The 23,977-nt window shown below is 38.6% G+C and carries 20 protein-coding genes and 3 pseudogenes; 14 read left to right on the forward strand and 9 right to left on the reverse strand.

Annotation, left to right across the window (positions count from 1 at the left end; translation table 11 throughout):
* The 6 genes from ACLKL2_RS14070 (at position 1) to ACLKL2_RS14095 (ending at position 4,644) form a co-directional block, all read left to right on the forward strand.
* Complete coding sequence (locus ACLKL2_RS14070) at positions 1-348, forward strand: TolC family protein (RefSeq protein ID WP_413692206.1); 348 nt, start codon at positions 1-3, stop codon at positions 346-348.
* A complete protein-coding gene (locus ACLKL2_RS14075) occupies positions 345-1,286 on the forward strand; it encodes a TolC family protein (protein ID WP_413692208.1) in 942 nt (313 codons plus the stop codon). Before ACLKL2_RS14070 ends, ACLKL2_RS14075 begins: the two co-directional genes overlap by 4 nt.
* Positions 1,286-1,801, forward strand: coding sequence for a hypothetical protein (locus ACLKL2_RS14080; protein ID WP_413692210.1), 516 nt, complete (start codon positions 1,286-1,288; stop codon positions 1,799-1,801). Before ACLKL2_RS14075 ends, ACLKL2_RS14080 begins: the two co-directional genes overlap by 1 nt.
* Positions 1,802-1,969: 168 nt before the next feature.
* On the forward strand, positions 1,970-3,466 hold the full coding sequence (locus ACLKL2_RS14085; RefSeq protein WP_413692212.1) for an ATP-binding cassette domain-containing protein: 1,497 nt from the start codon (positions 1,970-1,972) through the stop codon (positions 3,464-3,466).
* A complete protein-coding gene (locus ACLKL2_RS14090) occupies positions 3,459-4,274 on the forward strand; it encodes a biotin/lipoyl-binding protein (protein WP_413692213.1) in 816 nt (271 codons plus the stop codon). Before ACLKL2_RS14085 ends, ACLKL2_RS14090 begins: the two co-directional genes overlap by 8 nt.
* A complete protein-coding gene (locus ACLKL2_RS14095) occupies positions 4,258-4,644 on the forward strand; it encodes an HlyD family efflux transporter periplasmic adaptor subunit (protein WP_413692214.1) in 387 nt (128 codons plus the stop codon). Before ACLKL2_RS14090 ends, ACLKL2_RS14095 begins: the two co-directional genes overlap by 17 nt.
* A gap of 53 nt (positions 4,645-4,697) precedes the next feature.
* Here ACLKL2_RS14095 and ACLKL2_RS14100 read toward each other — a convergent pair whose 3' ends face one another.
* From ACLKL2_RS14100 to ACLKL2_RS14110, 3 genes are all read right to left on the reverse strand, one after another.
* Positions 4,698-5,888 (reverse strand): zinc-binding metallopeptidase family protein, encoded by a 1,191-nt coding sequence (locus ACLKL2_RS14100; RefSeq protein ID WP_413692216.1) that lies wholly within the window; start codon positions 5,886-5,888, stop codon positions 4,698-4,700.
* A 34-nt stretch (positions 5,889-5,922) separates the two neighbouring features.
* Positions 5,923-6,174, reverse strand: a complete 252-nt coding sequence (locus ACLKL2_RS14105; RefSeq protein ID WP_413692217.1) for an SHOCT domain-containing protein — start codon at positions 6,172-6,174, stop codon at positions 5,923-5,925.
* Positions 6,175-6,374: 200 nt separating this feature from the next.
* Positions 6,375-6,701 carry a hypothetical protein gene (locus ACLKL2_RS14110; RefSeq protein ID WP_413692218.1) on the reverse strand — a complete coding sequence of 109 codons (327 nt, stop codon included), beginning with the start codon at positions 6,699-6,701 and terminating at the stop codon, positions 6,375-6,377.
* A 558-nt stretch (positions 6,702-7,259) separates the two neighbouring features.
* On the opposite strand from ACLKL2_RS14110, the pseudogene ACLKL2_RS14115 reads away from it, so the two are divergent.
* The 8 genes and pseudogenes from ACLKL2_RS14115 to ACLKL2_RS14150 all read left to right on the forward strand — a co-directional run bounded on the left by ACLKL2_RS14115 (position 7,260) and on the right by ACLKL2_RS14150 (position 18,929).
* A pseudogene (locus ACLKL2_RS14115) lies at positions 7,260-10,510 on the forward strand (DUF2126 domain-containing protein).
* Between the two features lie 113 nt (positions 10,511-10,623).
* On the forward strand, positions 10,624-13,143 hold the full coding sequence (locus tag ACLKL2_RS14120; protein WP_413692219.1) for a circularly permuted type 2 ATP-grasp protein: 2,520 nt from the start codon (positions 10,624-10,626) through the stop codon (positions 13,141-13,143).
* Entirely contained in the window at positions 13,140-14,018 is an 879-nt protein-coding gene (locus tag ACLKL2_RS14125) for a transglutaminase family protein (protein ID WP_413692220.1), read from the forward strand. The genes ACLKL2_RS14120 and ACLKL2_RS14125 overlap by 4 nt, the downstream gene beginning before the upstream one ends.
* A 48-nt stretch (positions 14,019-14,066) precedes the next feature.
* Positions 14,067-15,520: pseudogene (locus ACLKL2_RS14130) on the forward strand (circularly permuted type 2 ATP-grasp protein).
* Between the two features lies 1 nt (position 15,521).
* A complete protein-coding gene (locus ACLKL2_RS14135; protein ID WP_413692222.1) occupies positions 15,522-16,451 on the forward strand; it encodes an alpha-E domain-containing protein in 930 nt (309 codons plus the stop codon).
* Positions 16,452-16,768: 317 nt separating this feature from the next.
* Entirely contained in the window at positions 16,769-17,023 is a 255-nt protein-coding gene (locus ACLKL2_RS14140) for a hypothetical protein (RefSeq protein ID WP_113817431.1), read from the forward strand.
* 27 nt (positions 17,024-17,050) lie between these two features.
* Complete coding sequence (locus tag ACLKL2_RS14145) at positions 17,051-17,536, forward strand: hypothetical protein (RefSeq protein ID WP_113817432.1); 486 nt, start codon at positions 17,051-17,053, stop codon at positions 17,534-17,536.
* A gap of 383 nt (positions 17,537-17,919) precedes the next feature.
* Positions 17,920-18,929 (forward strand): annotated as a pseudogene (locus ACLKL2_RS14150) (AI-2E family transporter).
* 65 nt (positions 18,930-18,994) lie between these two features.
* On the opposite strand, the gene ACLKL2_RS14155 reads toward ACLKL2_RS14150, so the two are convergent.
* From ACLKL2_RS14155 to ACLKL2_RS14180, 6 genes are all read right to left on the reverse strand, one after another.
* Complete coding sequence (locus ACLKL2_RS14155) at positions 18,995-20,338, reverse strand: sigma-54 interaction domain-containing protein (RefSeq protein WP_413692223.1); 1,344 nt, start codon at positions 20,336-20,338, stop codon at positions 18,995-18,997.
* A 419-nt stretch (positions 20,339-20,757) separates the two neighbouring features.
* Complete coding sequence (locus ACLKL2_RS14160) at positions 20,758-22,179, reverse strand: diacylglycerol kinase family protein (RefSeq protein WP_413692224.1); 1,422 nt, start codon at positions 22,177-22,179, stop codon at positions 20,758-20,760.
* A gap of 77 nt (positions 22,180-22,256) precedes the next feature.
* Positions 22,257-22,688 (reverse strand): hemerythrin domain-containing protein, encoded by a 432-nt coding sequence (locus ACLKL2_RS14165; RefSeq protein WP_413692225.1) that lies wholly within the window; start codon positions 22,686-22,688, stop codon positions 22,257-22,259.
* A gap of 91 nt (positions 22,689-22,779) precedes the next feature.
* Positions 22,780-22,974, reverse strand: a complete 195-nt coding sequence (locus tag ACLKL2_RS14170; RefSeq protein WP_413692227.1) for a hypothetical protein — start codon at positions 22,972-22,974, stop codon at positions 22,780-22,782.
* A gap of 8 nt (positions 22,975-22,982) precedes the next feature.
* Complete coding sequence (locus tag ACLKL2_RS14175) at positions 22,983-23,150, reverse strand: DUF1328 family protein (protein WP_113817437.1); 168 nt, start codon at positions 23,148-23,150, stop codon at positions 22,983-22,985.
* Positions 23,151-23,238: 88 nt separating this feature from the next.
* Entirely contained in the window at positions 23,239-23,793 is a 555-nt protein-coding gene (locus ACLKL2_RS14180; RefSeq protein ID WP_413692228.1) for a BON domain-containing protein, read from the reverse strand.
* Positions 23,794-23,977 lie beyond the last annotated feature (184 nt).

Raw genomic sequence — 23,977 nt, forward strand, 5'->3', positions numbered from 1 at the left:
ATGTCCATTAAACGTTATGTAATAGCAACGCTGTTGTTTTGTGCTCAAAGCAGCAATGTTTATGCTCTGGATGAGTATGCCCAAGGTGTAAATCAGTTTTCTTTAGCGCAGGTGGTTAATATTGGTTTAGCGAATAACCCTAAAGTTAAAGTAGAAGAAGCAAAAATACAAAGTGCTATCACGCAAATAAAAGTAGAGGAGGGCGGTTATTGGCCCTCTCTTGATTTATCTGTTGGCCCTGAGCACGGTTTATATGGAGAGTTGGGATACGACGTAACTTTATCTCAAACTCTATATGACTGGGGGAAAGTAGCCAGTAATATTGATGCGGCTACCGCAAAAAAATGAAGCAAGTACAAGCGATGTTAAGTGCGCGCTCGGAAGTGGCACTAGAGGTGATTGAGGTCTGTTATGAGATCTATACTGCACAAGAAAAATTAAAAGCCTTACAAACATACCAAAGTGAGCTTCATGGCATCTATCTATTAGCGAAAGAGCGTGATAATTATCAATTCAGCGACAGCTCAGAACTAAGTAAAGTCTTTAAATACCAAGCCTATGTAGATGAGCAATTGGCGATAATTCAAGGTGAACTTAAAGCTGCTGAACGGCTGTATATTTTATTACTCAGACAACCACCTAGCACCCTACCTCGATTTACAGAACCTCTCGATATATTTTCACAGTTAAATACTCAAGAAAAATTAGAGGAGCATATTGTTCAGTCTCCAGAGTATATGCAGGCACAGCAGGATATTTATATCGCTGAATTTGAGGCTAAAAGTGCTAATGCAGCCTTGAAACCTAATGTTGTATTTGAAGCCAGTGCCATTAAAAGAGATGTAAATGGTGTGCTTACCAAAGACTCATCAATTGGCATTAATGTAAAAATGCAAATAAACCAAGGTTTATCAGCCTATTATCAAGCGCAATCTGAACTACAATTAGTAGAAGCAACAAAATGGGAACTACAATCTGTACACAGAGATCTAGCAAGAGAGTTTGGCTCTGATAGCGAAAGCCGGATTGCATTGCAGCAGAGAGTGGAAGCATTAAAGCATCAAGTTAAAGAATCGAGTCATTTAGTGAAGGTGTATTTCGACCAATTTAGTGCAGGTTTGCGCACGATTGAAGACTTATTAAGTAATGAATCAGAAACATTCCAATTAAAAACGCAGTTAATAACAGCTTCATCAGAATACAAAATGTTGCCTTATCGTACCGCTTCAAAACTAGGCATGCTTAATAAATTATTATTACTGCAAGGTGAGAGAGAAAGATACTAATGGAAAAAGGAACAGCACCACAACAAGAAAAAACGCTGCCTCATTCTTCTCGTCGATTTCACTTCACAAAAGCAAAAAAAGATCCGTTAAGAAAAGGCCTTGTTTTGTTTTGTGGATTATTCGACCGACAAGTCACTTCGTCTGCGTTAGCTGACGGTTACCCGCTTCATGATGGTAAGTTAGCCATTGATTATGTGCCACGTGCGTTGGCTCGTGTAGGCTTGTCTGCTCGTGTTGTAGATATTGAGCTTGAAGATATCTTTGAGCGTTTATTACCGGCGTTATTATTAACAGAATCTGGTACAACCGTTATTCTCTCGGAGTTAGATCTTAAACAGGGAACGGCAAAAGTTTTATTGCCAGAAACGGGAGGTGGGATTGATGATTTAAGTCTTGATGAGCTTAAAGAGATTTATACGGGTACCGCTATTCTTGCTAAACCAAAATTTAGAAAAGATGATCGCGCTGGAAACTATGCAAAAGAGAAAAAGAACATTGGTTTAAAGGGCCATTAAGCCGTTGTTGGCCAGCCTATGCAGAAGTTGCTATTGCTTCTTTTGTTGCCAATTTATTAGCCGTTGCAACGTCATTATTTGCTCTGCAAGTTTACGATAGAGTCGTGCCTAATAGTGCATTTGATACGCTTTTTGTTCTCTCCTCGGGTGTCATACTCGCCATTGTGCTTGATTTTTATTTTAAGAGTAATACGCGCGCATTTATTAGATGCCACTGGAAAGCGCTTAGATATCAAACTATCCTCGTTATTATTTGAGCGGGTAATGCAGATCCGTTTGTCGGCTAAACCACCTTCTACGGGTGCTTTTAGTAGCCAGATTAGAGAGTTTGAAAGTGTCCGTGAATTTTTCACCTCCTCAACGGCCGCCACTATCAGTGATTTCCCTTTTATTATTATTTTCTTGAGTGTTATTGCGTATATCGGCGGCTCTGTGGTGTGGGTACCTGTGATTGGTATTCTATTAATGTTGCTACCTAGCTTATTAATGCAGAGAAAGTTAGCAAAACTATCCCGCGCTAATTTACGTGAAGGTGCCATTAAGCATGGCCTTATGTTAGAGGTGATAGACAACTTAGAAACCGTTAAAACTACAAGAGCAGAAGGTAGAAATTTACAACTCTGGGAAGAGTTATCTGCACAACTTGCCGATGAAAATATATTACTTAAAAGAATTCATTCCTTCTTAACTTTGGGTGCTTCTATGACTCAGCAGCTTTGTTACGTTGGTGTGTTAATTATTGGTGTTTTTGAAATCAGTAAGGGTAATTTAACAATAGGTGGTTTGATTGCTTGTACCATGTTGGTATCACGTACGATTGCACCAGTAAATCAAATGGCCGGAGTATTAGTACGTTGGCAACATGTCAAAGTTGCATTGGAAGGATTAGATGAATTAATGAATGCACCTATTGAGCGAGAGGAAGATCGTAAATTTGTACGTAAGACGGATTTAAAAGGTGATTATCATATTGATAATATTAAATTTCGTTACTCTCAAGAAGCTGCATTGATTCTAGATATTCAAAACTTAAAGATTACTGCTGGTAGCCGAGTAATGCTATTAGGTTGTAATGGCGCAGGTAAGTCAACGCTATTAAGGATTATGGCAGGGTTAAGTGATCCAACTGATGGTCGAGTCTTATTAGATAACGTACATTTAGGACAAATAGATCCTAGCGATAGACGTCCAGGTATTGGTTACCTGCCACAGGATATTGCACTTTTCCATGGCACTTTAAGAGATAACTTATTGTTAGATGGAGAGCAACACTCGGATCAAGAGTTATTTGAAGCATTGGATTCGATTGGTTTAGGAGCAGCAACAAGAGAGCATCCATTAGGTTTAGATTTGCCCATTTTAGGTAATGGTAGTGTGTCAGGGGGACAGCGCCAAGCAATTGGGTTAGCGCGTATTATTTTACAAGATCCACGCATTGTTTTAATGGATGAACCGACCGCGTCATTTGACCAAAATAGTGAAGAGAAAGTACTGATTTTTCTTAATAAATGGTTGAAAGGGCGAACCTTGATTATGTCGACACATAAAAGAAGAATGTTATCCATTGGCCAACGAGGAATAGTATTACATAAAGGCAAAGTGACCATGGATGGGTCTTTAAAAGATATTCTCTCTACTAATAAACAGGGGAATGCTAATGTCTAAAAAACATAATCAATCTCGATTATTGAGGTCATTAAATGACCCTGAATATACAGTGATGCACCCTGCAACTAAACCTGGATTATGGTTGAGTATATTGACGGTTATTGCATTTGTGGTTTGGGCAAGCTTTGCCGAGATAGATGAAGTAACACGTGGTGAAGGACGTATTATTCCTTCTAGCCGTTTACAAATGATCCAAAGTTTAGAAGGTGGGATTATTGATTCCTTATTAGTGCAAGAAGGAGATATGGTTGAAGCAGGACAAGTATTAGTGAGTCTAGATCAAACCCGTTTCTATGCGGCTTATATGGAAGGGATTAGTCAAGCCATTGCATTAAAAGCGGCCATTGCTCGATTAGACTCTGAGGTTAAAGATCAAAAGGCGATTGCCTTCCCTGAAGACTTTGATTTAAGTACGCCTGAAGTACAGTCTGAAATCGCATTATTTAAAGCCCGCCGAGATAGAAAGCAGCAAACTATAGCCTCTGTACAACGTGAAATTGATATCTCTGTTAAAGAGCGAAAGGTGCTTGAACCCCTAGTGAAACGTAAAGCCGTTAGTAGAATGGAACTGTTACGGATAGATAAAGGTATTGAAGAATTAAAAGGTAAAGTAGTGAGTGTTGAGCAAGACTATATGCAAGATGCTTATACGGAGTTGACAGAAAAAAAGGCTAGTTTAAACGCCTTAATGGAAACCTTAGTGCAGAAAGAGGATCAACTTAAACGAACGCAAATAGTATCTCCAGTACGTGGCCAAATTAACGATATATTAGTCACCACCAAAGGGGGTGATTCAACCTGGTGAGCCAATTATGAAAGTGTTGCCCGTTGATGAGCAACTATTAATTGAAGCACGTATAAAACCCAAGGATGTCGCTTTTTTAGCGCCGGGTATGACAGCTAAAGTAAAAATAACCGCTTATGATTACACCATTTATGGCGACTTAGAAGGAAGGTTAGAGCAAATTAGTGCGGATACTTTTGAAGAAGATACTGCTCAGGGTAAAGAATATTATTACCAGGTGCTAATCCATACTGATAAAAATTATCTTGAACGTAATGGAGAGAAGCTACCTATTAGACCAGGAATGATAACGCAGGTAGATATATTAGGTGCAAAACGTACGGTACTTAGTTATTTATTAAAGCCATTAATTAAAGCAACACTTTATTGATCATGTTGTTCACACCACGCACTAGTTACGTAGTGTGAACAGGTTTTTATCGATTATTTAATCACAGTGAGTTTACTTGCTTCTGTATTACTTAATTTAGGCAGTAAATGTAATTTGTTATGGATCGCGTGATGGATAAACGATAGCTTAGTTCTGACTGCTTGCGTAAGTACAAAAGGGTAAGCATCAGCTAGCCCCATACTTCGGTTCAGCGAATTCAGCATGACTGAAAAATCTATCCAAGTATCAAGAATCTGAGTAATCCCTTTTTGCCCCATAAAATATGAAGCATCTTGTGGCAGATTTAAAGATTCAACCTCTTCATTATCATAGTCATCCCCTGAGGTAGAGCTGCTAATAGAGAAATTTTGAGCGGTTTCTAATGTATCAATAATATGCATGTAGTGTGCCCATGTTTCAGCCCAATCTTCGTAGGGGTGCATAGTGGCATATTCACTGATAAAAGTATTAGGCCAATTTTCAGGGGCACCTTGTTCATAATGAAGGGCTAGTGCTGCCTGATAATCTAGCTCATCATCTCCAAAATATTGCTTGCACAGAGCATGCTTCTCAGGCTTATGAGCGATTAATTGATCGAAATAATAATGCCCTAATTCATGGCGAAAATGACCAAGTAGGGTTCGGTATCGTTCACCCATCGCATGTTTTGTTTGTGAGCGAGCAACATCATCAGCTTCTGCTAAATTAATGGTAATATGCCCACAATCATGACCAGTAAAAACAGTTTCTTGTCCTGCTAAAGGGCTAGAAAAGTGGTCATTGACATTGCGATCGGTAATAAAGTCAAAACTCAATCCCGTTTCTGGATCTTGCATTAGGTTGTGTAAAGGAATCGGCAACGCATTTAAAGTGTATAAAGCGCGTCGTTTGGCCGTTTCCATTTTATGCCATAACGGAATATGCTCTGCAATACTTAAGTCCGGTACAGTTTCATTAAACCGACAGGCAAAGCATAAGACCTCGTCACTGTCTGGTATAGGTGTGTAAGTACTTAAGTTCACCATGCCATTACAGGCATTATACTGCGCATTATTATCGCACTTTTTATACTTTACTTTAGGGTCATCAAGTTTATAAAACAGCCCTGTTTTCGCCTCAATTTCATAAGGTTCAACCTGATCGAATTGATCATCAATGCCAACGGTTTTGCCGCATGCAAGGCAGTGACTACTTTCAAAAAATAGAATAGGGTGTTGAGCGCAATTACATTTAAATGTTTTCATATTGTTACCGTATAAAACCTTAACAAAGTAGCACTTAACCTTTGTTTAATAGTTCTGTTTTCTTTTTAGTAAACTCTTCTTCAGTTAACACGCCCATATCCCTTAATTCAGCCAATTTAGTGATGATTTCAATCATCTGGTTAGCTGCGTGAAACTGCTCATTAGGCATGTCAGATGAAGGTATTTCTGCGGTTGTTGTTGGTGCTTCTGTTGACTGCATTACTGAATGATTTTCTTGTGCAAAATTGGTATTGCTTGAAGTGGGTAATGATTGGCCTGAAATCAAAGGTAAACTGCTTACATGAATATTACCCCATTGGCTGCTAAAGGTTAGTGAGTCATCACCACCTTGTTGCTGGCTAACACCGCCAATATTATGATCTAAGGTGTCGTAAATAGAGATTTGGCCATTTAATTCAATGGCAAGTTTATTAGGAAAAACAGCATAACGAATATTGTTTTGAGCTCCACTACTGAAGGGGTGCCCTAAATGGCTTGGCCACCATTGACTACTGCCGGTGTACCCGCAGGTATAATAGGAAATACTTGATTATTAGCTAGAAAATTAGCTAGTTCATTACAGAGATTATCCACAGTCATTTTTAAGCCGCTATTAAACATATCGCCAACCATTGTCATACCACCACGCATCCATTGTCCTGAACCACCTAATTCAGGGCAATTGAATTGCGCCATGGAACAGCCGCCATTATTCACTGCGACAAGCATATGCATGACGGCATCTTGGCTCAGGCCATAGCGTGATGAGAGTTCGTTGACAAAGTTTGCACCGATATCCGTTAGCTTTTGCATAAGGCGTATCCTATTAGGTCGTTTTACAGAGGTAAGGGGTAATAAATCATTTTGATATTATTATATTTATTCGAATCTATTTTGCATGGAAGAAATGCTTAAAATATGCACTATCATAGCATCATTGTTGATCAGCTGAGCACCTTTATTGTTAAGTATTTTTTAAAGCGATTAGTCAATGATGATTAAATTAATAAAATGAATGCTTCTCCTCTTACCTCAAAAAAATATGCTCTTGATTTAGCGTCAGTTATTCAGATATTAAGTGTTATTTTAGTGCACCCTTTGCACCAAAAGGTGCGCTTTAAGTAAGGTTTTGCGGTGTGTCCTTAATAAAAAAATTAAGTCTTCCACTATGCGTCGCGGTTTACACCGTTAGACAGCATATTTCCATTGTATTTCATGTATGTGGAATAATTATTGCAAAAAATAAATCAACACCTAGTAACATTTTCATGTTATTTATATAGCTGCATATCATTAAAGGGGAATTAGTCGATGACAATCACTGTTGGTATTTCGCATCATACTGAATATAAATATGACCGCTCAGTAAACATGGGGCCGCATATCTTTCGTTTACGTCCTGCCCCACATAGTCGAACAAAAATTAAAAGCTACTCGTTAAAAATTACACCAGAAGATCATTATATTAATTGGCAACAAGATCCCTTTGGTAACTATCAGGCTCGAGTGGTGTTTAATGAACCCACCACTGAGTTTAGTTTTACTGTTGACTTAGTCGCGGAAATGACAGTCATCAATCCCTTTGACTTCTTTCTAGAAGAATATGCTGAAGAATTTCCTTTTGTTTACGACAAAATATCCAAAGCAGAATTAGCTCCTTATCTTAAAAAACGTAAAGCCAGCCCTAAACTCTTAGAATTAATTGCCTCCCTAAAACCAGAAGAACCGATCCGTAGCGTAGATTTCTTAGTGGCGGTGAATCAAGTTATTTATGAGTTAGTTGGTTACGGCATTCGTTTAGAGCCTGGCGTGCAAACTGCCAATGAAACCTTGACCAAAAAAACCGGGTCATGTCGTGACTCTGCTTGGTTATTAGTGCAATTGTTCCGTCATTTAGGCTTAGCGGCACGTTTTGTATCAGGCTATTTAGTACAGCTTACTTCAGATCAAAAATCCTTAGATGGTCCGAGTGGTCCTGAGGAAGACTTTACTGATTTACATGCTTGGACAGAGGTTTATATCCCTGGTGCTGGTTGGATTGGTTTAGACCCAACTTCTGGTCTATTTGCTGGTGAAGGCCATATCCCATTAGCTTGTACGCCTGAGCCAAGTTCTGCTGCGCCAGTGACAGGTGGCATTGATGATTGTGAGTCTGAATTTAGCTTCTACAACAAGGTAACACGTGTTCATGAAGACCCTCGTGTAACGAAACCTTATTCAGAGGCTCAATGGTCAGCGATTAATCGTTTAGGCCAACATGTTGATGATATTTATGATGATCAAGGGATCCACCTAACCATGGGTGGAGAGCCAACCTTTATCTCCATCGATGATATGGAACATCCGCAGTGGAATACAGAAGCTGACGGTAAAGAAAAAAGAGTATTAGCACAAAATCTATTCGTAGAAATGAATAAAGTATTTACTAAAGGTGGTTTTACCCATTACGGACAAGGTAAGTGGTACCCAGGTGAACCATTGCCACGTTGGCAATATGCTTGTTATTGGCGTAAAGATGGGGTTGCATTGTGGAAAGACGCTAGCCTATTAGCCGATCCAAACAAAGACTATAAGCTTGATCATACTGACACTCAAAAGTTTGCTGAAAAACTCAGTGATGCCTTAGGGTTAGGTAAAGAAGCCTTAACTACCGCCTATGAAGATATCCTTTATCATTTATGGCAAGAGGGTTCATTACCATCAGAGCCGGGACCAAAAGATCCTAAATTATTACATGCAATGAGCCGCAAAGGCTTTTTAGAAAAAATGGAAAAAGGTATCGAAAACCCTGTTGGTTATGTTCTACCTTTACAGTGGAATGGCGGCAAAAATTGCTGGCAGTCCTGTGCATGGGAATTTAAGCGTGGTCACTGTTTCTTGTTACCTGGTGAATCACCATTAGGTTATCGTTTACCGTTAGACAGTTTGGCATGGACAGATAATATTATCGATCGTGACCCCTTTGATATTCCTGAGACCTTTGCTAAGTCCAAGAAGCTGAAAAAAGGCTTTATTGGTAGTGAAATGATCAAAACAGCAATGGCACTAGAGGTGAGAGATGGGCGTTTATATATCTTTATGCCGCCAACTAGTCATTTTGAACATTACTTAGGTTTATTAAATTCGATTGAAACAGTGGCAAAAGAGCTTTCAATGCCCGTTGTTATTGAGGGATATAGCCCACCAAAAGACAGTCGTGTTGAAAAATATGCCGTTACACCGGATCCTGGTGTTATTGAGGTGAATATTCACCCATCAACATCTTGGGAGCAATTAGTAGAAAGAACCACCACATTGTACGGGTTAGCGAAGCAATCTCGTTTAGGTACCGATAAATTCATGGCTGATGGCCGTCATACTGGTACCGGCGGTGGTAACCATGTGACCTTAGGTGGTGAAACACCGGATCAAAGTCCATTCCTACGTCGCCCAGATATTTTACGTAGCTTTATTACTTATTGGCAGCATCATCCTGGGTTGTCTTACCTATTCTCTGGTTTATTCATTGGCCCAACCAGCCAAGCACCGCGTGTTGATGAAGCCCGTGATGAAGTGCTTTATGAGTTAGAAATTGCCTTTTCACATATGCCGGAAGGAGAAGTACCTGAACCATGGTTAGTGGATAGATTATTACGTAACTTATTGGTGGATTTAACGGGTAATACACACCGTGCAGAGTTCTGTATCGATAAACTATATTCGCCAGATTCTGCAACAGGGCGTTTAGGGATCGTTGAGTTCAGGGGCTTTGAAATGCCTCCTCATGAGCAAATGAGCCTGGTGCAAATGTTATTATTACGTACGTTATTGGCGTGGTTCTGGAAAAACCGTATCACAAACCGCTAGTGCGTTGGGGAACTGAACTACATGATAAATTCCTACTGCCACAATATGTAGAAAATGATTTAGCAGAAGTAACGCGTGACTTACAACAAGCAGGTTTTGGTTTCCAACTAGGTTGGTTGAACCCATTCTTTGAATTTAGATTCCCAGTATGTGGTACCCGTGAGTTGGACAACGTTACACTTGAGCTAAGAACAGCCATCGAACCTTGGCATGTATTAGGTGAAGAGGCGAGTGCTTCTGGTACCGCACGTTATGTGGATTCCTCATTAGAAAGGGTTCAAATTAAAGTGCAAGGCACCATGAGTGACCGTTATGTGGTGACCTGTAATGGGCGTCGAGTGCCGCTTAAATCTGTTAAAGGCAAAGCAAAAGATGAAATGGTAGCAGGTATTCGTTACCGTGCATGGCAACCACCAACAGCATTACATCCAACAATCGGGGTTCATGCACCATTAACTTTTGATTTAATCGATACTTGGGAAGGTCGTTCCTTAGGTGGATTTGTATATCATGTGAGTCATGCTGGTGGTCGTAACCCAGAAACCTTACCTGTGAATGCCTTTGAAGCAGAAGGTCGTCGCGTAGCTAGATTCTGGGAACATGGACATACACCATCATTACTGAAATCAGACCAACCGAGTTGGGTGCCATCGGCGGCAACACATAGTTTCCATGCGGCCGACTCAGTGACTGAGTTTGTGGTACCAGCTGAAGAAAGTATTAATCAAGATTACCCGCATACCTTAGATTTACGTCGTCAACCTGGCTTTAAATAAGTCTGGATAAACGTAGTATTCCACTTTGAAATTTATTAAAGTGGAATACCTCTTTTATTGCCTGTATAAGGCATCACACGCGAATAATTTCTTATAAATGGAGCATTTTCAGCATGTATATTAATCACAGCAGTATGCCGGAATTGCCTGAATGGTTGTCCCTCTATCTAAATAAATCACATGATCACGATGAGCTAGTTAACCATAGTGGTTTATTACCTAAACATTGGGATACATTATTTAATCGTTTATCTGACCTAAGTGCTGAAGAGGTTAGTGGGCGTGCCATTGAAATTAGTCAGTTATTACAGAATGGTAATATCAAGCATGAAAGTAACCATCAATGGAATTTTGATCCATTACCTTTTATGTTCTCAAAGAAAGATTGGCAGTCATTAGAAGCTGGCATTAAACAACGTGTCGCACTGTTAAACAAAATTCAGCAAGATATTTATGGTGATCAACAACTATTAATGGATGGTTCGCTTGTAGCCAAAGATCTGTTTCAAGATAAAAGATACTTGCGTGAAGGTTTTAGCCTACCAAGTAACGAATTAAAATTATTTTTTACTGCGGTTGACGTATATCGCACTCCCTCAGGTGGTTTTAAAGTACTAGCCGATCACTGTCAGTGCCCATTAGGATTAGGCTTGTTATTAAAAAGCCGAGTGATTGCACGTCGAGTTATGGCCGAAGAGTTCGCCGAGTGCAATGTACAACAGATAAAGCAGTTTTTAGCGTCATTTCAAGATACGATCAGTGAATATACTCGCTATATGGACGACCCTAGAATCGTTATATTGACGCAAGGAATTGATGATCCTAACTACAATGAGCATGCTTTCTTATCAACATACTTTGGATACACTCTAGTACAAAGCGCCGACTTAACCGTGAGAAACGGTGAGGTCTGTTTAAAATCATTGCAAGGGTTAGGAAAAATTAATGTTATTTTACGTTGGTTACCTGATCACAGTATTGATTCATTAGAGCAAACAGAATATTCACTGCATGGTATCCCAGGGTTATTACAAGCAGTCCGCGAAGGGTCTGTGAAAGTATTGAACCCTTTTGGTAGCGGTATTTTATCTTCACCTTCGGTACAAGCTCATTTAGGCACGTTATCTGAAAAACTATTACAACAATCTTTGTTATTGGAACAACCTAACTACTATGATGTTGATCAGGTTGAACAAGAGAATTGGAGTCACTTAGAGTTATTAAGTTATCAGGATAACCGTTTTAAATTAGATGGTGCTGCAGATATCCAACAAATTAAAAAGTTAGTTGCAGCAGAGCCTGAGAATTATTATTTTAAAGACAAACCTACATTTAGCAGCGCGCCATTTTGGAGTGGTGGTCAATTGATTGCTAAGCCTGTGGTATTTCGCTGTTATGCCTTAAATACAGAGCACGGAGTAGAGGTATTGCCTTCAGCCCTGTGTTTTTCTAATGAAGTTAGCCGTTATCCAAGCCTATCTGGCTGGATCAAAGATACTTGGATTAATGCCAATGGCGAGAATACAGTGACTGAACCGATAGCCTCTATTCCCGTTCGAAAACGCATGGATGTGACGCTCTTAGAAGGGGTCATATCAAGTCGTACTGCAGAACACCTGTTTTGGTTAGGTCGCTATTTAGAGCGAACAGAAAGCACAGTGCGAGTGCTACGCATATTTATTGACCGATATACCGAGTTAGCCATCTACCCAGACGCAATGCGTCGTACTATGGTAACGCGTTTATTTAGCGCAATTCGCTCTCAACATATTGTTTACCCATATATTGAGCAAGAGCCAGTATTACAAATTTTAGATAATGAAAGTGCTAAGACCATGGCTTTTCAGTTATTAGCCAGCGAGCAGTGTGCCGGTAGTATTGCTAATACTTTAAAATACTTAGCCAATGCAGCGGTACAAATTCAGGAATTATTATCCTACGATAGTCGTCGTATTATTGATGAAATTAATGAGTTGGTAAAAGCACTATCCACCATTACGCTGAGTACTTCATCGCGTGCATTACAAACAATTTTAGATAAAGTGATTGGTTCAATCATGGCCTTCAATGGGTCTATTGCCGATTGTATGCCCAACAGTAATGGTTGGTTCTTGTTAGAGATAGGTCGCCGTATTGAGCGTAGCTTGCAAATTACGTCGTTAAGCTCAGCCTTGTTAACAGAAGAGTTAGAAGAGCCGGTTGAAATAGCGTTATTAGAATCTGTATTAACCTGTCAGGTGAGTTTAGTGACTCATAAACGCCGTTATCGTATGCACCAAAGTATTGGGACAGGGCTTGAGCTCTTATTATTAGATGCAGAATATCCACGTTCGTTATTATTCCAACTAGAGCAGATTAATAGCCTGTGTCAGCATCTACCAACAAAACGGCGTCCTGGGGTCATTGCCGCCCATGAAAAAGCGATTGTATTGTCTAAAACCACTTGTTATGTCACTGAAAAAGATTACTTGCAAGCGAGTACAGATGGCAAGAGATTACAATTAATTGAGTTTAACCATCACATTCGTAGTAACTTAAATACCTTTTGTGATGTATTACTACTACAATACTTTTCTCATACACAAACCGCCAATAAACTTAATTGGACTAATATTGAGCAAGCTCAATCGTGAAATATAAAATAAAACATACAACTACTTATCAATACGCCGATTTTGTCAGCTTATGCCAAAACCAAGCGCGTTTAACGCCGAAAACAAATCGAACACAGCTATGTCACAGTAGCCATATTAAAATAGATCCACCAAGCAGTTATTTAAAAGAATTTACAGATTATTTTAATAATAAGGTCACGGTATTTGAGATCACAACACAGCATAAAGTGTTGGCCGTGACCATGGTCAGTGAAGTGGAATTACTGGTAAAAGATAACATTGATTTTAACAGTATCGATATGCCTTGGGAAAAAGCCAGAGACATATTAGCTACCCCCAACACCAGCGAATTATTGAAAGTATCTGAATTTATTTTACCTTCACAATTTACCCAGTTAGAAAAAGGCATTCGTGACTATGCATTAGTCTCATTTAGCGACAAGGCAAACTTAATTGAAGCCTGTAAAGACTTAATGGCACGAATTTTTCATGAGTTCCAATATGATCCTGGTTTTACTACGATTAGTACACCCTTAAGTGTTGTTTTTGCACAAAAAAGGGGCGTTTGCCAAGACTTTGCACACTTTGCGTTAGCCTGCTTACGTAGCATAGGTTTAGCGGGTAGATATGTAAGTGGTTATATAGAAACTTTACCACCAGAAGGTGAAGAAAAATTAGAAGGAGCCGACGCAACACATGCTTGGTTCGCTATTTTTGTTCCTGGATTTGGGTGGTTGGATTTTGATCCAACAAATGATGTGTTACCTAAAGATCAACATATTACATTAGCAGTGGGGCGAGACTTCTCTGATGTTACTCCTTTAAAAGGGGTGGTATTCGGTGGCGGGGCCCAAGCATTAGATGTCGCAGTGGATATGATTAGATTAGGGTAAATTTACAACGTCACAATTAAACATGAGTTAATGAAAAGGCGAAAGTGTATGGAAATTGACTGGAAAGCGTATCAAACGAATGGTTTTTTTGATGAATTAATTGACGCTAAGGGGAACGTCAGGGTACACGGGAAACAACTTGCTGAATTTTTTGCAAACTTGTCAGGGGAAGAGTTAAAGAAAGCCAGAGCGGTGGCTGATTTAGCGATTAAAGAGATGGGCATTACCTTCACCGTTTATAATGAAGGAAATATGATTGATAGAGCTTGGCCCTTTGATATTATTCCTCGTACTATTGGTAAAAAAGAGTGGCAAGGTGTAGAAGTTGGATTAAAACAACGCGTTGAAGCATTAAATCTATTTATTGATGATTTATACCATGACCAAAAAATAATAAAAGATGGTATTTTTCCCAAAGGTTTATTAGAAAAGTCAGTCAACTTCCGTCAGCAGTGTGTTGGCATTACCCCGCCTAACAAAATATGGGCGCATATTTGTGGCTCAGATTTAGTCCGAGATGGTAAAGGAACCATGTATGTCCTAGAGGATAATCTACGGGTTCCATCAGGTGTCTCTTATATGCTTGAAAACCGCTCCGTAATGAAACGAGTCTTCCCCGAATTATTTGAACAAGTCCCCATTTTACCCGTCGATGATTACCCTTCCCAACTCTTTGATATGTTAGCTGCAATGTCTCCACGTCCAGATGATAAACCGGAAGTCGTGGTATTAACCCCTGGTGTATTTAACTCCGCATATTTTGAGCATTGTTATCTTGCACAAGAGATGGGCTGTGAGCTAGTGGAAGGGCGCGACCTGGTTGTGGAAAAAGATGATTGCGTTTATATGCGTACGATTACTGGTTTGCAACGTGTGGATGTTATTTACCGTCGTATTGATGACCTTTTCTTGGATCCAGAGGCCTTCTTACCTGATTCTCAATTAGGGGTTCCGGCTTAATGAGAGCTTGGTCTAAGGGTAATGTTGCCCTAGTCAATGCACCTGGCGCAGGGGTTGCTGATGATAAAGTGGTTTATGCTTATGTACCTGAAATAATTAAATATTATTTAGGTGAAGAGGCGAAAATTGCCAATGTACCTACCTTTAAATGTCTTGACCCTAAAGAGTGTGATCATGTGATCAAGAATATCGATAAATTAGTGATAAAGCCGGCCAATGAATCCGGTGGTTATGGTTTATTGATTGGCCCTAAATCGACTAAAAAAGAGCAACAGGAAACCATTGCTCAAATTAAAGCGGATCCTCGTAACTGGGTCGCTCAACCAACTTTAGATTTATCCACTGTACCTACCTTAGATGGCATTACTCCTGATGGTCGCCATGCTGATTTAAGACCCTTTATCTTGTCTTCTGGAAAAGATACTCAGATAACAACTGGTGGCTTAACACGTGTTGCTATGACTAAGGGATCATTAGTGGTGAATTCATCTCAAGGTGGCGGTAGTAAAGATACTTGGATTGTAGACGAGGAGGCTAAATAATATGTTATCAAGAGTCGGTGAAACTTTATATTGGGTATCTCGCTATATTGAACGAGCAGAAAACGTCGCTCGCTTAATCAACGTTAATAATATGTTGATGATGGACTTACCAAAAGGGGTAAGTGCAGGTTGGGAGCCTTTAGTAGATATTATTGGTGCACGTAAAGCTTATTTAGAGACACATACAGACTTCTCTGAGCAAAAAGCGTTACGTTATCTATTGGTGGGTAAAGATAACTTCTCCTCCATCTTAAATTCGATTATTTCAGCGCGCGAGAGTGCACGTACTATTCGAGATGTTATTCCAAGAGATGTTTGGGAAGAGATCAATTCACTTTATTATTATGTGAAAGATAATCAAAGTGAGGGGTTAAGTAAACGGGGGCGATTTGCCTATCTAAAAACCATTATCGACGCTGCTCATCAAATATTTGGTACCTTAGATGCCACTATTAACCATGATGTGGGTTATACCTTTATCCGCATTGGTTTGATGATTGAGCGTGCAGATATGACATCTCGTATCTTAGATATTCGTTCTGAAACCTTAATCACCAGTAAAGAAGCGCAACCCTACGAGAATATACAGTGGATAAGTCTTTTACGCTCTCTCAGTGCCTACCAGATGTATCGTCAAGAGATGGGGGTACGTGTACAGCGCTCTGATGTTATTGAGTTTGTGATGCACAATGAGGTCTTCCCTCGTTCAATATTATTCTGCTTAGAAGAATTAAAAGTACTAATTCAGCCTTTACCGAATGCAGCAGAAATCATTGACGTCATAGACCATGCCATTGATGAGTTAAAAAGTGAAGATGTTCGTGAATTGAAAAAAGGCTACTTGCATGATTATATTGATAATATTCAAGTTGAGTTAGCGGCAATTCATAATGGTTTAGCGGAGTTATATTTCTTAAAACCAGCAGAATAATTTCACTTTTATTGATTATTAATTTGAAGTGCAGCAATCACTACGCTCACTTCATTATTCATTTATTAGTCTTTTCTATTAATGAGTAAATTTTACAGGGTTATTGGTTGCTGCTGTAAAAACTACATCATTAACATTCCATGTTTTTCTTACTTATTTATTTTATTTTATTAAAAATCAACTGCTTATAGTTTTTTGTTTTGTTGGCACGACTTTCGCAATAATTATATTGAACAATCGAGAATAGGGGCATTTAATCCCTCTATTATTTTTCACTTAATAGAAAGCGACATATCTATTATTAAGGAGATTGACACATGGCTACTACAACGACTAAAGCAAAAACTCAAGAAACACAAAGCAAAGTAGAAGATGCTTATCATTCAGCTGAAGAAGCTGCCACTGAGGCTGTTCACTCTTTAAAAAATAAAGCGCAAGCATCATTAAATGAAGGTTCAGAAAAAATTAAAACAGCAACAGCTCAAGCAGAAAATGTTATCAAAGAGCGTCCATTATTAAGCGTTGGCTGTGCATTCTTAGCAGGTTGGGCTATATCTAAATTAATTAAATAATTAGTTAATTAACGAATCGGAGATTTTATGACAAACAACAATGAACCAGTTTGCGATGAAAATAAGATCTCTGATGAGGCTAAGTCAGATAACTTATTTGATACTGAACAAATTGAACAAAAATTCAATGAAGTCAGCAGTATGTTTAATAAGTTATCGGACACCATAGATGCACTTGGTAAGTGGTCTGAGTCGACCATCCAAGTGTTTTTTATGGAACTGTTACGCAGTATTGCAGCGAGTAAGCAGTTTTTATTATGTCAAGTTCTGTTCATTCCATTATTAATTCTATTTGTATTTAGCACCTGCATCGCCATTGGTATTGTCTTTTATAGCCTAACTGGATACTTATTAGTTGGAGTCGGCACATCGTTACTATCTATGTTGTTAGTACTCGCTGGTTTAGCCTATTGGCAAAAACGTTTAATGAAAATGATTGGGTTTACAGACACGATTGCACAAATTAAGGAGGGAATAGATGTCGTCTCTAAAGCATCTAAATCACTCGATTAAGTTAAAAAGGTTAGAGGGAAAGGATCAGCTAAGACAGCTTGATTTATCACTTAAACTATTCTTAAATGATATTCATAAACATACTAAAGAGCACCCCTTTGTTGTCACTGGTGTCAGTGCATTAGGTATATTTATATTGAGTAAATACAGAAGAAAAATAAAAACATTATATCCACTTGCCTCGTTAGGTTTTAACTATTTTAACAGTAAAAAATAAACCAAGGATCGGCAGCGTTACTTATTCTGATTGGTATTAAAAGTGCTTTCATGGAGTTACAATCTTGAACGATGGGCTACAACAACCACCTAAACCAACCCCTTCTGACGTGAATCAACACGTTACTCATAGCATTAAAAATAACGACTTCACTAAATTATACTCAATGGGATTTGGTTTCATTTTTTGTATTGTATTGTTGGTCAGTATTTACTTTGCTAAATCTATTCTGTTGCCGATTATTATCAGTACTTTCATTGCTTTATTATGCAGTCCAGTGGTTAATTACCTGGTTAAAATTGGTTTGCCTAGGTTGATAGGTGTACTAGCCGTTATCTTTTTAATTGTCGGGTTAATATTTGGTGGATTAAGCTTATTAAGTGGTCCTGCCCAGGAATGGTGGGCTAAATTACCCTCGCTTGTTAAAGATGTATCGCAGGAAATATCCACCGCCGCCAATAATACCAGCTTTAATAGTGCCGCAAATGAAGCCATTATGGACGACAGTAATGTCGGTGAATTTAAGAGCGATACTATGGTGTCTTTGGTGAAAAGTATCGCCATGGCAACACCAACCATGCTTACTCAATTTATGATGGCTTTGTTTATGGCTTATTTTATGTTGAGTTATGGTCGTTCATTATTCACTGGTTTATTAATGCAATTTGATAGTTTCGAGAATAAACGTAAAACCGTTGAGTTAGTCAGAACCATTCAGCATGACTTATCTCGATATATAGGCACAGTGACTTTAATTAATATTTTATTGGGCGTTGTGGTAGGGATTGTCTTTTCTATTTTAGGCGTAGAGGACCCATTTCTCTGGGGGCATTAGCTGGCATCATGAATTTTGCACCCTATTTAGGCCCATTAATTTCTATGATCTGTTTTGCCGTGGTGACCTATGTACAGTTTGATTCCATGAGTTATGCCTTTATTGTTATTTCTATTTATCTATTTATTAATATGTTGGAAAGTCAATTTCTTACACCGACTTTATTAGGGAAAAGCTTTAACCTAAATCCATTAATCATCTTTATGTGGTTGATCTTATGGGGCTGGTTATGGGGAAGTATGGGTATGCTGATTGGTGTTCCGCTATTGGTCTGCGTTAGTACCGTGTTGGAAAGGTTAGAGATATTTGGCCGTATTCATCTGATTTTAAAAGAGAGGTGATCAGTCTTTTTGATCACCTCAACTAGATTTCAGGTTTGACTTTAACCCTCACTTAAACTTTAAGACTAAGGTACTTCATATTTATCTAGTTTGTTGTACAAGGTTTTTACGCTGATCCCTAAATCTTGTGCGGTTTTGGTTTTATTACCCGCATTGTTATCCAGCGTATTAACGATAGCTGTTTTTTCAATCTCTGTCAGTGGGATCCCTGTCGGCACGTGATCTTCATGAGATGAATGAGTCTCTAAAGAGGGAGTATCAGAGATAATATGCTCCGCTTTAATCACTTCATCGGCGAGGATAAAAGCACGTTCAATGGTGTGTTTCAATTCTCTGACATTGCCTGGCCATTCATAGTGTGCAATTTTTTCAATGGCTGAATCTAAAATGGTTTTAGCTTTTGTCTCTTGTGCATTTTGATGAGCAATAAAGTGTTTAGCTAAGCCAATAATATCAGAACCACGCTCTTTTAAAGGCGGCACTGTGATTGGGAAATGGGCTAAACGAAAATACAGATCTTCACGTAAAGTTTGCTCTTCAATGGCGGTTTGTGGGTCACGATTGGTTGCCGCAATTATACGTACATCGGATAAATGCACGTTTTGCCCACCTACTCGACGGTACTCACCGGTTTCTAATACACGTAATAATTTAACTTGATGTTCGATCGGCATTTCCGTCACTTCATCAAGAAATAATGTGCCACCTTGTGCTTGTTTAAATACCCCTTGGTGTGATTTATCAGCACCGGTAAAAGCACCTTTATCATGACCAAATAATTCACTGTCAATTAGGTCTGGGCTGATCGCACCACAGTTAATGGCAACAAAAGGTTGATGGCTACGTTCGCTTGCTTGATGAATAGTTTGTGCGACTAATTCTTTACCCGACCCACTTTCACCAATAATGAGTACTGATGCATCGGTTTTTGCCACGCGTCTAATAACACGATAAAGCTTGTGCATCGGGCTTGAAGAACCAATTAATTGACCAAATTGGTCTAAATCACTGGTTGCGACTTTTTGTCCTACCGGACTTTTTAATAGGTGTGATTGTCTTACATCTTGTAATGTCTCTGACAATATCTCTAGATCCAGCGGCATACGGTAATGAAAAATAGCGCCCAATTGCATTAGCTTATCTAGGTTGGCATTGGGTAAGCCTGAGCTAATTAAAATTAGATCCATTTCATTTAATATTTCAAGTGCAGATAATGCTTGATAGTCTGCCTCGCTAAATTCATTAACGCCTATCACAGCCACTGCAGGGCAGGTTTTTGCTAGTTGTGATATCCAATCCTGCTGTGCTGGCAATGCAGTAACATCGAATTGATTTAACTCGTTGTTATTCAATATTGATTGGCGTAATGATTCGTTCTGTATGCTTAGTAATAAGCTTAATTTTTGCATTAATTTGATCTCACGATAACGAATCAACTCTTGATAGGGGATCCTTATCATCGCGATGCAAAGCAAATTTGTCAAATTTTATAATGTTTTCATTTTTAACAGAGATAAAAAAATGTGAAATAGTGCCCGCAAAATAGGTTGTTTATGGCATTAATATAGAGAAGGGAAACAGAGTCGAACGCACTAGTTTATTTTACTGAAAACGAGAGTTATTTGTGATTAGGTTTTAGCTATCGCTTTTACTTTTAGAGAGGCGGGTAAGATACTCAGTGTCACTTGCTCTGCACAGTAATCTTCACCATCTACCACATAATCTATGACTTGGTCTGCCATAATCTGGATATGTTGACCGGCACAATACTCAAACTCTGTGGATTTTTCTTGTATCCCTAAACTGGAGAAAGCGAGGTCAGATAGTGCTAATACTCTTTCAGAAATACTATTTCTGTAATCCGGTAAGTTACATGTAATTTACCATCGTCTGGTTCAGGCACATCACCACCATGTGCTAAAACTGTGCTAAATGGAGCGATGTTAGCTACAACTAAACTTTGTACATCAATATTCGTAAGGGGTTGATCATCCACTTTAATGGTTAATTTTTGTGGGTTATTAGATGCGATGGCATTAAAAAATCCACTTAAGTAAGCCATTTGTCCATATTGATTCTTATTTTCTCGGCTTGCTGATTCAATCATTTGTTGTTCGAAACCAATACCCATGACTAATAACATTAATTTATCGTTACAACGTGCGGTATCAATGCTGCGCACTTGATCTGATAAAATGGCTTTACAAGCACTCTCTACGGGAGAAAATTTTGCTTCTAATCCATATAAAACATGGCACAACGCATTCGCAGTACCAAAAGGAACAATGCCTAATACGATATCTTTTTCAATAATCTGCTCTGCTACTTCAGTGACTGTGCCATCACCACCACAAACAATAATTTCCTTCGCATCCATTTGAATAGCTTGTTTTGCTAAGGTTGTTGCACTAGTTTCAGGGCTGGTTTCTACAATTTTTAAACAGTGTTTTTTAGTGAGCTCTCTGATCAACTGTTGTTGATGTAATCGCCATTTTCCAGAACCTGATACCGGGTTTACGATCATCCAGGTGGGTGTCGGCAACAATAACTTTTGCTTTTCATGTACGGAGTTTAAGGCTTTGTATTGTCGTTTATTTAAATTCGCCGATGAACGAATAGAGTGGATATTCTCTAACGCCTGATCGACAGTTAAGTTTGGATCTTGACTTAATAGGTAGGCGGCCATTACAAATACTGATCGACCACGACCTAATGCACAATGGATAACCACAGATCTCGATTGAGAACGCTGTGCATCAATCCAACACAGTGCATGGCGTAATTTGTTTAGGGTAGGGGCTTTATGGTCTAAAACAGGCAATGTTAAATATTGAAAATGTTTATCTGTCATCGCACTTTCAAGCCCAGCGAATTCAGCGGTTAAATCTAAAATACAATCAATATTTTGAGATTTTAAAAACTCGAGGTCAGAGGGAAGTAGGCGTCTTGAAAGGTATAGATCATCACTTATTTTTTGGATTGCAGGGACCGAATCATATTTTCTTGCCCATGCGTTATAACCTCTAATGCCTAACATAAAAGGAATAAACAGCCATTGTATCCAGGCAACAATTTTACCATCGCTGTTTTTTCTAAAAATAGAAGGAAAATTCACTAGATAAGCAAAACTAACAATCGCTAAAGATAGGGCAACCCACATAAATAATAACTTTAAAATTAGCCATGGCATCAACCAAGCTAATGTGGTGCTTATTGCCACACCAAGTAAGTAATATTTAGTTATAAACATGAGTAACCCCTGATATCAAATCGATCAACACTATCTATGATAGGTTAGATAATAAATCTTGTGATCCTAAATAATGGTTAGCTAACCATCTCTTTGTGATATTGGGTTGCTAGATGTAGCTTTTGATCTTCTGTGAATACTTTACCAGCCATTTGGAAAAATCGATGCTCTTCCTCTTCTAAATGGTGCAGTACTCTATGTTGTAATGAATGCATTATGGTTAACCAAGCGGGCGAACTAAACTCTGTGTTATCCAGTCGCTCAATGATTTTATCAATAGAATGGTGTTCGGCAATACCATGTCGAGATAACGCTACGGTTTTGTCTTTTTTGATCAGTGGCGCGTAAAAATAGCGCTCTTCTGCAATGGCGTGTTGTTGTAATTCTTCTTTCAAATCCGCATAAAAAATCTGACGGGTTGCTGAATCACCTTTAGTGCTGGTGAGTGCATCCATTAATAGACGTTGTTTTTCATGGCTTTCACGTAGTTCTTCAAAAATATTACTCATTGTTTATTCCTTAAATAAAGATGAATGGGGAATAGTGTTTATCAATGTAAAAGTAGGCGTACTTAAGTACGCCACTAATGAGTAACAGTTATTAACAGTCTTTATCTTCTGTGTTCAGTGAATCTTTTACATCTTCACAAGTATCTTCAATACTGTTCGTTACATCTGTTACTGCACTATCTACTTTTTTACCTGTCTTTTCAGCAGGCCCTTCACTACATGCACCCAGTAACATGAATGCAGCACCGATTGCAGCGAATGATTCATATGTATTTGAATTATTCATGGTGTTTCCTATTTCTTTGAACTAATTAAGTTAAAAACAATTGATACAACAAACAGTATTGCAAAAAGATAAAATATAATTTTAGCTATACTTGCAGCTGCGCCAGCAATGCCGCCAAAACCCAGTACTGCTGAGATTAAAGCGATTATCAAGAATATAAATACCCAGCGAATCATGTTGTAGCTCCTCGTTATATAGTTATATAAGGTTGATGGTTAACTCAAGGTTAAGTAAAAGTTAATAGTTTGTTAACTCATTGAAAGTCTATTGGGTAACTTCAAGTTTATCGATAACTGATGTCACATCGTCTGTATTTCGCGCTAAGTTCATCGCTAAATCATGCTCAGCTTCTGTGTCTACGTTACCTGCTAACAACACCACATTGTCAGTAGTTGTTACTTCGATATCCATTGCACTAACATCGTCTGCCATTAGTAGGCGTGTTTTTACAACAGTAGTGATTTTGGTATCGGTCAATGCTGATAATGCTTTATCATCGATATCTGTATCAGCATCTTCATTTAAAATGTTTAAATCGTTATCAACGCTTTTAACACCTTCTAATCCAGTGATTAATTCACCAGCTAAGGCCTTTTCAATACCACTATTAACATCACCTGTTAATGTCACTACACCATCTTCTACTTCGGTATCTATATCAAAAGAGTTGAGGTTTGTATTAAGTAGTAAAGTCGTTTCAGCTTTACCGTCTATCCATGCATCAAGTGATTCATCTTTCCAATCTTGCTGACCTGCTAATGCAAGTGTTGATGAAGTAAGTAGTACAGTCGAAAGTGCAATAGTTGTCATGCGCTTCATATTTTGTCTCCTTTAATTGATGTGTATTGGAGATATTGCGAATAGTGTGCCAGTTTTTTATCTTGTTGTTTTTAAAGATTTTTTGTTTTTTGGTGTAAATGTTGAAGGGATTATGTATGAACTATTTACAGGGTTAGATGTAATAGTTATCAGGTTTAATGGAAATGCAAAAAGTTCAATATAA

The organism is Psychromonas sp. KJ10-2 (assembly GCF_047323255.1).
Taxonomy (GTDB): Bacteria; Pseudomonadota; Gammaproteobacteria; order Enterobacterales; family Psychromonadaceae; genus Psychromonas.